We start from the raw sequence: 11,361 nt of genomic DNA, 5'->3' as shown, positions 1-11,361 counted from the left end.
ACATCCAGAGAACTTAGCAGAGATGCTTTGGTGCCTTCGGGAACTCTGAGACAGGTGCTGCATGGCTGTCGTCAGCTCGTGTTGTGAAATGTTGGGTTAAGTCCCGCAACGAGCGCAACCCTTATCCTTGTTTGCCAGCGAGTAATGTCGGGAACTCCAGGGAGACTGCCGGTGATAAACCGGAGGAAGGTGGGGACGACGTCAAGTCATCATGGCCCTTACGAGTAGGGCTACACACGTGCTACAATGGCGCATACAGAGGGCAGCCAACTTGCGAAAGTGAGCGAATCCCAAAAAGTGCGTCGTAGTCCGGATTGGAGTCTGCAACTCGACTCCATGAAGTCGGAATCGCTAGTAATCGTGGATCAGAATGCCACGGTGAATACGTTCCCGGGCCTTGTACACACCGCCCGTCACACCATGGGAGTGGGCTGCAAAAGAAGCAGGTAGTTTAACCTTCGGGAGGACGCTTGCCACTTTGTGGTTCATGACTGGGGTGAAGTCGTAACAAGGTAGCGCTAGGGGAACCTGGCGCTGGATCACCTCCTTATACGAATGATTATTGCGATGAGTGTTCACACAGATTGATGGTTTATACGTTTTAGAGACGATACTGGGTCTGTAGCTCAGGTGGTTAGAGCGTTCGCCTGATAAGCGAGAGGTCGGTGGTTCGAGTCCACTCAGACCCACCAATCTTCCTCCCAGAGGATTGGCACACAGTATCAACACCTGATGGGGCTATAGCTCAGCTGGGAGAGCGCCTGCCTTGCACGCAGGAGGTCAGCAGTTCGATCCTGCTTAGCTCCACCATCTTTAAGCACATTTGCTTAAGTGTTCTTAAACATGGTTTTCATTAGAAAATCTTGCTCTTTAACAATTTGGAAAGCTGACAAAACAACAATTTATTGTTGTTTGTAAAGTTCTCAATGTATTCCTAATGGAATACACCAACAAACACATTCAAGTGTGCTTGGTATCGAAGCTTACTGATTCAGTAAGTCTTCAAAATTGAGTCCGGCAAAATCAGTCACACACTCATGTAAATTAAATGTGTGACACCTAGGTTGTTTAACAACAATCCGAAACTCCTTCGGGTTGTATGGTTAAGTGACTAAGCGTACACGGTGGATGCCTTGGCAGTCAGAGGCGATGAAGGACGTAGTAACTTGCGATAAGCTCAGATTAGGCAGTAACAGCCACTTGAGTCTGAGATTTCCGAATGGGGAAACCCAACTGCATAAGCAGTTACTGTTAACTGAATACATAGGTTAACAGGGCGAACCGGGGGAACTGAAACATCTAAGTACCCCGAGGAGAAGAAATCAACCGAGATTCCGATAGTAGCGGCGAGCGAAATTGGATTAGCCCTTAAGCTTTACATGCGTCAGGTGAAGGTTCTGGAAAGGACCGCGAAACAGGGTGATAGCCCCGTAGCCGACAGCGCATGTTCAGTGAAATCGAGTAGGGCGGGACACGTGTTATCCTGTCTGAATATGGGGGGACCATCCTCCAAGGCTAAATACTCCTGACTGACCGATAGTGAACCAGTACCGTGAGGGAAAGGCGAAAAGAACCCCTGTGAGGGGAGTGAAATAGAACCTGAAACCGTGTACGTACAAGCAGTAGGAGCCTCCTTTGTGGGGTGACTGCGTACCTTTTGTATAATGGGTCAGCGACTTATATTCAGTGGCAAGGTTAACCATATAGGGGAGCCGTAGGGAAACCGAGTCTTAACTGGGCGTTCAGTCTCTGGATATAGACCCGAAACCGGGTGATCTAGCCATGGGCAGGTTGAAGGTTGAGTAACATCAACTGGAGGACCGAACCGACTAATGTTGAAAAATTAGCGGATGACTTGTGGCTAGGGGTGAAAGGCCAATCAAACTCGGAGATAGCTGGTTCTCCCCGAAAGCTATTTAGGTAGCGCCTCGGACGAATACTACTGGGGGTAGAGCACTGTTAAGGCTAGGGGGTCATCCCGACTTACCAACCCTTTGCAAACTCCGAATACCAGTAAGTAATATCCGGGAGACACACGGCGGGTGCTAACGTCCGTCGTGGAGAGGGAAACAACCCAGACCGCCAGCTAAGGTCCCAAATTACAGCTAAGTGGGAAACGATGTGGGAAGGCTCAGACAGCTAGGATGTTGGCTTAGAAGCAGCCATCATTTAAAGAAAGCGTAATAGCTCACTAGTCGAGTCGGCCTGCGCGGAAGATGTAACGGGGCTAAGCTGTAAACCGAAGCTGCGGCAATGCGATTTATCGTATTGGGTAGGGGAGCGTTCTGTAAGCCGTTGAAGGTGTGTTGTAAAGCATGCTGGAGGTATCAGAAGTGCGAATGCTGACATGAGTAACGACAAGGGGGGTGAAAAACCTCCCCGCCGGAAGACCGAGGGTTCCTGTCCAACGTTAATCGGGGCAGGGTAAGTCGACCCCTAAGGCGAGGCTGAAAAGCGTAGTCGATGGGAAACGGGTTAATATTCCCGTACTTCTTACAATTGCGATGGGGGGACGGAGAAGGCTAGGTGGGCCTGGCGACGGTTGTCCAGGTTCAAGTGCGTAGGCTTGAGAGTTAGGTAAATCCGGCTCTCTTTAAGGCTGAGACACGACGTCGAGCACCTACGGGTGTGAAGTCATTGATGCCATGCTTCCAGGAAAAGCCTCTAAGCTTCAGATTGTAAGGAATCGTACCCCAAACCGACACAGGTGGTCGGGTAGAGAATACCAAGGCGCTTGAGAGAACTCGGGTGAAGGAACTAGGCAAAATGGTACCGTAACTTCGGGAGAAGGTACGCTCTTGATGGTGAAGTCCCTTGCGGATGGAGCTGATGAGAGTCGCAGATACCAGGTGGCTGCAACTGTTTATTAAAAACACAGCACTGTGCAAAATCGTAAGATGACGTATACGGTGTGACGCCTGCCCGGTGCCGGAAGGTTAATTGATGGGGTTAGACTTCGGTCGAAGCTCTTGATCGAAGCCCCGGTAAACGGCGGCCGTAACTATAACGGTCCTAAGGTAGCGAAATTCCTTGTCGGGTAAGTTCCGACCTGCACGAATGGCGTAATGATGGCCACGCTGTCTCCACCCGAGACTCAGTGAAATTGAAATCGCTGTGAAGATGCAGTGTACCCGCGGCTAGACGGAAAGACCCCGTGAACCTTTACTACAGCTTGGCACTGAACATTGAACCTACATGTGTAGGATAGGTGGGAGGCTTTGAAGACGTGACGCCAGTTGCGTTGGAGCCGACCTTGAAATACCACCCTTGTATGTTTGATGTTCTAACTTAGACCCGTTATCCGGGTTGAGGACAGTGCCTGGTGGGTAGTTTGACTGGGGCGGTCTCCTCCCAAAGAGTAACGGAGGAGCACGAAGGTGGGCTAATCACGGTTGGACATCGTGAGGTTAGTGCAATGGCATAAGCCCGCTTAACTGCGAGAATGACGGTTCGAGCAGGTGCGAAAGCAGGTCATAGTGATCCGGTGGTTCTGAATGGAAGGGCCATCGCTCAACGGATAAAAGGTACTCCGGGGATAACAGGCTGATACCGCCCAAGAGTTCATATCGACGGCGGTGTTTGGCACCTCGATGTCGGCTCATCACATCCTGGGGCTGAAGTCGGTCCCAAGGGTATGGCTGTTCGCCATTTAAAGTGGTACGCGAGCTGGGTTTAGAACGTCGTGAGACAGTTCGGTCCCTATCTGCCGTGGGCGTTGGAAGATTGAAGGGGGCTGCTCCTAGTACGAGAGGACCGGAGTGGACGAACCTCTGGTGTTCGGGTTGTGTCGCCAGACGCATTGCCCGGTAGCTAAGTTCGGAATCGATAACCGCTGAAAGCATCTAAGCGGGAAGCGAGCCCTGAGATGAGTCTTCCCTGATACTTTAAGTATCCTAAAGGGTTGTTCGAGACTAGAACGTTGATAGGCAGGGTGTGTAAGCGTTGTGAGGCGTTGAGCTAACCTGTACTAATTGCCCGTGAGGCTTAACCATACAACACCCAAGGGGTTTTGTAGTGGACTCAAAGCTAAGTGCATAAGAATGTGTTGTGAGAATAGAAAACAGCTTTCCGAATTTTAAGAATTTGCTTGGCGACCATAGCGTTTTGGACCCACCTGATCCCATTCCGAACTCAGAAGTGAAACGAAACAGCGTCGATGGTAGTGTGGGGTCTCCCCATGTGAGAGTAGAACATCGCCAGGCTTTAAATTTGAAGAGCCCGTTGCTAAACGGGCTTTTTTAGTCCACGGACAAAAGATTTCGTGTGCTGATATGGCTCAGTCGGTAGAGCGCATCCTTGGTAAGGATGAGGTCCCCAGTTCGATTCTGGGTATCAGCACCATTTATTCGACACGCGATACGCGGTCAAAAAATTTGTTTGGCGACCATAGCACTTTGGACCCACCTGATTCCATTCCGAACTCAGAAGTGAAACGAAGTAGCGCCGATGGTAGTGTGGGGTCTCCCCATGTGAGAGTAGGACATCGCCAGGCTCAATTCCAAAGCCCTGACTGAAAAGTCGGGGCTTTCTCGTTTCAGACGATAAGTTTTGCGAACGATCAGCATTATCCAATCGCAAACCTCAATAAAAGGCCTCGATGATTCGAGGCTTTTTATTATCAGCGTTTTTTGTCGTTCAGTTGCCAGTTGTATTCATAGCGTAACTCACCGTGATAATCTTTGAGTTCAGGGCGGTAGGTGCTCAAATGTTGAATTAAGGCGCGTTTAGAACCAAAGTCCTCAATGAACCAGTCATAAATAGAAGAAATCACCCACTGATCCTCGCTTTGTCGTGCGCCTTTATTGCTATTAATAAACGTATGCGCTGCTCGTTCCAGTAGATGTTCACTGTTGTGAGCCGTGAACGCTTCACTTTGCAAATTGGGGCAGCCTAAGCTGGCACAATTCACAGCATAGTGCGTGCGAGGGTCGCGCCAGATAGGGCGCAAAATACGATGCTCAATGTCATTCAAGGAGATGTTCTGACCTTGAATGGTGAGCAGCTCTTGATCCCAAGGCCCAAAACTCAGCCATCCGCCCAGCTTTTTGATCGAAGAGATGGGGTAATTTTCTAGGATTAATTGCACGGTGAGCGCGTTATATAGGTTGACCCAATAGGCGTATTGCTGAGATTTGGTGAGCTGGCGAGGATCAAGCGTGCTGAGGCCTTGGATGTAACGGCTCAATGATTGTTGATCGGCATGCGTGACGGCTGCATAGTCAAATAAGGTGTTTTCACCTTGCGTCATGAGGTAACGGTCAAGTAATTGCTGCCAGGCTTGGTGCGAAACCGTCAGCGATTGTGTCGTGGCGCTACGGTTCCAGAATGGCCACAGCTCTGCGTTAGGCGCCGCCCAACTGGTTGTGGAGAGTGTGGACAGTAAAATGGTGATAAAAGGTTTCATAACATGGGACCAGTTTAGTATCGTGCTGATAAGACCCGATGCTGTTGAACTTTCTTTCAGGGATAAAAAAGGGCTGCAAAGCAGCCCATATGGTTATTTCAGAAAGCTTGGAATCTTCGCTTCATAATCGGCAATTTTGCTCTCATGTTGCAGAGTTAGACCAATGTTGTCCAAACCATTGAGCAAGCAGTGGCGACGAAACTCATCAATCTCAAATGAATACGTTTGACCATTAGCAGACACGGTCATCGATTCCAGATCTACGGTGATTTCTGCGCCTTCGTTGGCGTGAACATAAGTAAATAGCTCATCCACTTCCTGTTCGGTGAGGCGCACCGGCACCATCTGGTTATTGATGGAGTTGCCGTAGAAGATATCCGCAAAGCTGGGTGCGATCATGACGCGAATACCATAATCAGCCAGTGCCCAAGGTGCATGCTCACGCGATGAACCACAACCAAAGTTTTCTCGCGCCAGTAAAATACTCGCGCCTTGGTAACGTGGTTGATTCATGACGAATTGCGGATTTGGCTGTTTGCCAGCATCGTCGAGGAAGCGCCAGTCGTGAAACAGATGCTGACCAAAACCGATACGGTTTACCTTCTGTAGAAATTGCTTTGGAATGATGGCATCCGTGTCGACGTTTGCTGCGTCCAGAGGAACCACTAAGCCTGTATGTTGTTGAAAACCTGCCATTGAATATGTCCTCTGTCCTTAGTTAATTTCACGAATATCGACGAAGTGACCTGCAATCGCGGCGGCGGCGGCCATCGCTGGGCTGACCAAATGCGTACGTCCATCACGACCTTGACGGCCTTCGAAGTTCCGGTTGGAAGTCGAAGCGCAACGTTCCCCAGGCCCCAAGCGGTCGTTGTTCATCGCTAGGCACATCGAGCACCCCGGCAAACGCCATTCAAAGCCTGCTTCGATAAAGATCTTATCTAATCCTTCCGCTTCCGCCTGCGCTTTGACTTGCTCTGACCCTGGTACGATCAACGCTTGAACGTGGCCAGCCACTTTTTTGCCTTTCGCTACAGCAGCGGCGGCGCGCATGTCTTCAATGCGTGAGTTGGTGCACGAGCCGACAAAGACTTTATCAATCTTGTAATCGGCCAGCATTTTGCCCGCTTCCAAGCCCATGTAAGCCAATGCTTTTTCAGCTGAAGCGCGCTCAACCGGATCGTGGAATGATGCAGGTGTCGGAATTGGTTGGTCGACCGCGATCACTTGGCCTGGGTTTGTCCCCCAGGTGACTTGTGGTTTGATGTCGGCGGCATTGAGTGTCACCACGGCATCAAATTGTGCGTCTTCGTCCGTTTTAAATGTTTTCCAATAGGCCACGGCTGCATCCCAATCCGCGCCAGTTGGGGCGAACTTACGGCCTTGAATGTAGTTGAACGTGGTCTCATCTGGGGCAATTAAGCCCGCTTTGGCGCCCAGTTCAATCGCCATGTTACATACGGTCATACGACCTTCCATCGACAGATCGCGAATCGCTTCGCCGCAGAACTCAACCACGTACCCTGTGCCGCCTGCTGCGGTGGTTTTACCAATGATTGCCAGTACGATGTCTTTCGCTGTAATGCCCGGCGCTACTTTTCCCTGAACATCAATTTTCATGGTTTTGGCACGCGCTTGCTTCAACGTTTGGGTTGCCAGGACGTGTTCCACTTCGGAGGTTCCGATACCAAATGCTAGGGAACCAAACGCGCCGTGAGTTGCGGTGTGAGAGTCACCACACACGATGGTCATTGCTGGTAGCGTAATGCCCAGTTCTGGCCCCATGACATGAACGATGCCTTGATACTTGTGGTTGATGTCGTACAAGGTCACACCGAACTCTTCACAGTTTTTCGACAGCGTTTCCATCTGGATACGTGCCATCTCGCCAGACGCGTTGATGTCTTTGGTGGTGGTGGATACGTTGTGGTCCATGGTGGCGAATGTTTTGCCGACCTGACGCACTTGGCGTCCTTTTTCACGCAAACCATCGAAGGCTTGCGGTGAAGTCACTTCATGCACTAAGTGACGATCGATGTACAAAATTGGGTTTTCGCCCTGCGCCGCCACGACAACGTGCGCATCGTAAATTTTTTCGTATAAGGTTTTTGCTTGTGACATTGCTTCTTCCTTGAGCTCAAAGAGCTAGATGGAGCCGGAGCATCGCCGGCTCTGCGAATTATGCGTTTTGAATATAGGCGGCGATCACATCGCCCATCTCGCTGGTCGATAGCGCTGGTTTGTTTCCTGCCAAATCGCCAGTCAACTGACCAGCAGACAGTGCTTTGCTGACTGCGGTTTCAATCGCTTGCGCGGCGTCTTCTTCTCCGAGGCTGTATCGTAGCATCAGCGCGGCTGACAGGATCTGGGCAACCGGGTTGGCGATGTTCTTACCTGCGATATCTGGCGCGCTACCGCCTGCAGGTTCATACAGGCCGAATTTGCTTTCGTTCATGCTTGCGGAAGGCAGCATACCCATGGAACCTGTGATCATCGCGCATTCATCAGAAATAATGTCACCGAAGATGTTGGAACACAGCATCACATCAAATTGGGATGGATCTTTAATCAACTGCATGGTCGCGTTATCGATGTACATGTGTGATAGCTCGACATCCGGGTAGTCTTTGGCAATTTCGCTAACCACTTCACGCCACAGAATAGAGCTTTGCAGCACGTTGGCTTTGTCAATCGAGCAGACTTTCTTGCGGCGCAGACGAGCAGATTCAAACGCTATTTTAGCGATGCGTTCGATTTCAAAGCGGTGGTACACCTCGGTGTCGAATGCTTTTTCATTGGCGCCTTCACCTTCACGGCCTTTGGGTTGGCCGAAGTAGATGCCGCCGGTTAACTCACGAACTACAACAATATCAAAGCCGCGGTCAGAGATGTCAGCACGCAGCGGCGAGAATGCTTCTAGCCCTTTGTGAATTTGCGCTGGACGTAAGTTGCAGAACAGTTGGAAGTGTTTGCGCAGTGGCAATAGTGCGCCGCGTTCCGGTTGATCGTTCGGGGGCAGATGTTCCCACTTTGGTCCGCCAACTGAACCAAAGAGCACGGCATCGGCTTCTTCACACGCATGCAGTGTACTGTCGGGCAGTGGACAACCGTGGTTATCAATCGCAATACCACCGATATCATGTTCTTCACGCACAAACGCTAACTGAAACTTCTGTTCGATAGCATCCAGCACTTTGTGTGCTTGCTGCATTACTTCAGGGCCGATGCCGTCACCGGGAAGTACGGCGATCTTGTAAGTCTTGTCTGTCATGCGATTCCTTCACTTATAAAATAGTTTGTTCGTTTCATGTTGTGTCTGTTGTCGCGGCGAGATTACGCCGATGCGACTTTCTTTTTCTGTTTGATTTCGGCGATTTGGTCGGCGCGATGAATGCTGTTGATCACATGCAGCAACGCTTGACCCGAGGCCTCAACGATGTCGGTTGAGACGCCTGTACCGTGATATTTACGGCCTTTGTAATTCGCGATGATGTCGGCTTGGCCCAAGCCATCTTCCCCTTCACCTTTTGCTGTCAGATCGAATTTATCCAAAACGATCTCGTAACCGGTGACGCGGTAAATACATTGATAGAGCGCATCGACCGGCCCGTTCCCAACAGCCGCTTCACATTTCTCTTCATCGCCGCATTGCAGTTTGATTGATGTGGTCGCCATTACACTACCAGATTGCACGCTCAGATAGTTCAATTTAAAGAAATCATCTTCTTCACGGAGGTTGGAGAAGTGCATCAACGCTTCCAAGTCGTAATCAAACACCTGGCCTTTCCGGTCGGCCAATTTTAGGAAGTCTTCATACAACGCATCCAAGTTGTATTCGTTGTCGTTGTAACCCAGTGAATCCATGTGGCTCTTCACGGCAGCACGGCCGCTGCGACTGGTGAGGTTCAGTGCTTGGTTTTTCAGGCCAATCGATTCAGGGGTCATGATTTCGTAGGTGTTCTTGTTCTTCAACATGCCATCTTGGTGAATGCCCGATGAATGGCTGAAGGCATTTGCGCCGACAATGGCTTTGTTGCTTTGAATCGGCATGTTGCACAGTTGGCTCACCAATTTACTGGTGCGGCTGATTTCATCGTGTTTGAAGTTCGTGGTCACGCCCAGCAAATCCTGGCGCGTTTTTATGATCATCGCAATCTCTTCTAGCGCACAGTTTCCGGCACGTTCACCGATACCGTTGATGGTGCCTTCAATCTGACGAGCACCGGCTTGTACTGCGGCAATGGAGTTGGCAACAGACAAGCCTAAGTCATCGTGGCAGTGCACGGAAATCACGGCTTTATCGATGTTGGGGACGCGATTAAACAGCTGTTCAATGATGACACCGAATTCGCTTGGCAGGGTGTAACCCACGGTATCAGGAATGTTGATGGTGCTGGCACCTGCATCAATGGCAGCTTCGACCATGCGGCACAGATTGTCGATGGGGGTGCGCCCTGCATCTTCACAGGAGAATTCCACATCGTCGGTGTATTGGCGAGCGTGTTTCACCGCCTTCACCGCCATCTCGACGACATCGTCGTAGGTACGGCGCAATTTGTCTTGAACGTGAATGGTAGAGGTAGCAAGGAAGGTGTGAATGCGGAATGCTTCTGCGACTTTTAACGCTTCAGCTGCGGCATCAATGTCTTTGGCAACGGCTCGCGAAAGGGCACAGATACGGCTGTTTTTAATGTGTTTGGCAATGGTTTGTACGGATTCAAAATCGCCCGGTGATGATACAGGGAAGCCTGCCTCGATCACGTCAACGCCTAAACGCTCGAGTGCGAAAGCAATTTGCAGCTTCTCTTTGACGGTTAAGCTGGCTGACAATGCTTGTTCACCATCGCGTAAGGTGGTGTCGAATATAATGACCTGATCGTTCATGTTTGCTTCCTCATTCCGAGAGTTAATCGTTTACTTCCTGGATTTAGTTATAAAAAAACCCGCATCAAGTGCGGGTTTTTGTGATTCTGTTGTGGTGTTTTTCTGCCACTACCTACCCGCGCGATGGATTCACGATAAGGAGGAGGCTAAGGAGCAGTGAAAAACGTGTTGTCATTAGTAACAATCCACAAATTTAAGTTAACAAATTAGTACCGCACTCGCTGATTCACGTCAACCCTAAAGTTGATTTTTTATTCATGCTCAAGAGCTTTTGGTTTTAACGCGGTAAAAATTAGTATTTTCTACTGATTCGGCGGTTTTTTATCCTGATGCTATTCAGTGCCCGCAGATACTTCTATAATTCATCGATTGATGAATAGAGCGGTGTCGAGCATGAGTACAAGAAAAGCGGGGCGCCCGCAACAACCCACGGATGTGCGTGAGCTACTGTTGCAACAAGCCACGGAACTATTCACCGTGATGGACTACGACAAGGTCTCAACGCGCTTGATTGCCCAGAAAGCCGGCGTCGATATTGGCATGATTCGCTACTACTTTGGAAACAAAGGTGGCTTGTTTGAAACCATGCTGCGTGAAACGTTGGCGCCGATGAAAGCGCAGATCACGCAACTGCTGGCAGACAGCAATCACAAGAACCTGACGGAACTGATGCGTACTTACTATCGCGAGATGATCAAAGTGCCACATTTCCCCCGTTTGATCATGCAAGTGATGCAGATGCCACCTTCTGAACTGCAACGCCAACTGATCGAAAAGGTTATTTTGGATGTGACGAAGCCGGTACAAGACATGATGTTTCAAAAGCTGATTCAACGGGGCGTGATTCGTCCCGATGCGGATCCTCAGTTGTGCCGTGTTTCTTATATTAGCTTGATGGTTTTTCCGTTTATTGCGCCTCGAGCGTTACTTGCGGTGCATGGCATTGAACTGAATGAAGAATTTTTGGACCGGCTCATTGAGCACAATATTCGCTTAATGGAGCAAGGTTTTTTGCTGGTGAAATAAACGGCAATTGTCATCCATTTACAAACAAAGCATCACGGAGTTGTCAT

Annotated in this window: 6 protein-coding genes, 3 tRNA genes and 4 rRNA genes; 8 read left to right on the top strand and 5 right to left on the bottom strand. The window is 49.9% G+C overall.

The annotated features are described in order from the left end of the window. The 7 genes from VFA_RS21585 to rrf (VFA_RS21555) form a co-directional block, all read left to right on the top strand. Nucleotides 1–550: ribosomal RNA gene (locus VFA_RS21585) — 16S ribosomal RNA — on the top strand; the annotation flags it as partial. A gap of 65 nt (nucleotides 551–615) precedes the next feature. Then, nucleotides 616–692, top strand: a tRNA-Ile gene (locus VFA_RS21580). 42 nt (nucleotides 693–734) lie between these two features. Beyond that, a tRNA-Ala gene (locus VFA_RS21575) sits at nucleotides 735–810 on the top strand. Nucleotides 811–1,101: 291 nt separating this feature from the next. Next, nucleotides 1,102–3,992 (top strand): 23S ribosomal RNA (locus tag VFA_RS21570). Between the two features lie 94 nt (nucleotides 3,993–4,086). Continuing rightward, nucleotides 4,087–4,202: ribosomal RNA gene (gene rrf / locus VFA_RS21565) — 5S ribosomal RNA — on the top strand. 63 nt (nucleotides 4,203–4,265) lie between these two features. Then, a tRNA-Thr gene (locus VFA_RS21560) sits at nucleotides 4,266–4,341 on the top strand. 35 nt (nucleotides 4,342–4,376) lie between these two features. Then, nucleotides 4,377–4,492 (top strand): 5S ribosomal RNA (gene rrf, locus VFA_RS21555). A 126-nt stretch (nucleotides 4,493–4,618) separates the two neighbouring features. Here the strand turns inward: rrf (VFA_RS21555) and VFA_RS21550 are convergent. The 5 genes from VFA_RS21550 to leuA all read right to left on the bottom strand — a co-directional run bounded on the left by VFA_RS21550 (nucleotide 4,619) and on the right by leuA (nucleotide 10,288). Next, nucleotides 4,619–5,404, bottom strand: a complete 786-nt coding sequence (locus VFA_RS21550; protein ID WP_004729206.1) for a DUF547 domain-containing protein — start codon at nucleotides 5,402–5,404, stop codon at nucleotides 4,619–4,621. A gap of 93 nt (nucleotides 5,405–5,497) precedes the next feature. Continuing rightward, nucleotides 5,498–6,100, bottom strand: a complete 603-nt coding sequence (leuD, locus tag VFA_RS21545) for a 3-isopropylmalate dehydratase small subunit (protein WP_004729205.1) — start codon at nucleotides 6,098–6,100, stop codon at nucleotides 5,498–5,500. Between the two features lie 18 nt (nucleotides 6,101–6,118). Continuing rightward, nucleotides 6,119–7,525 (bottom strand): 3-isopropylmalate dehydratase large subunit, encoded by a 1,407-nt coding sequence (gene leuC, locus VFA_RS21540; protein WP_004729201.1) that lies wholly within the window; start codon nucleotides 7,523–7,525, stop codon nucleotides 6,119–6,121. Between the two features lie 58 nt (nucleotides 7,526–7,583). After that, nucleotides 7,584–8,675, bottom strand: a complete 1,092-nt coding sequence (gene leuB, locus VFA_RS21535) for a 3-isopropylmalate dehydrogenase (RefSeq protein WP_004729200.1) — start codon at nucleotides 8,673–8,675, stop codon at nucleotides 7,584–7,586. Between the two features lie 62 nt (nucleotides 8,676–8,737). Then, on the bottom strand, nucleotides 8,738–10,288 hold the full coding sequence (leuA, locus tag VFA_RS21530) for a 2-isopropylmalate synthase (protein ID WP_004729198.1): 1,551 nt from the start codon (nucleotides 10,286–10,288) through the stop codon (nucleotides 8,738–8,740). Between the two features lie 393 nt (nucleotides 10,289–10,681). On the opposite strand from leuA, the gene VFA_RS21525 reads away from it, so the two are divergent. Then, on the top strand, nucleotides 10,682–11,314 hold the full coding sequence (locus VFA_RS21525; protein WP_004729197.1) for a TetR/AcrR family transcriptional regulator: 633 nt from the start codon (nucleotides 10,682–10,684) through the stop codon (nucleotides 11,312–11,314). Nucleotides 11,315–11,361: the final 47 nt, after the last annotated feature.

The sequence above is a fragment of the Vibrio furnissii CIP 102972 genome (assembly GCF_000176175.1).
GTDB lineage: Bacteria > Pseudomonadota > Gammaproteobacteria > Enterobacterales > Vibrionaceae > Vibrio > Vibrio furnissii.
Note: the sequence above shows the minus strand (reverse complement) of the source record. Positions and strands in the feature narration are given on the sequence as shown.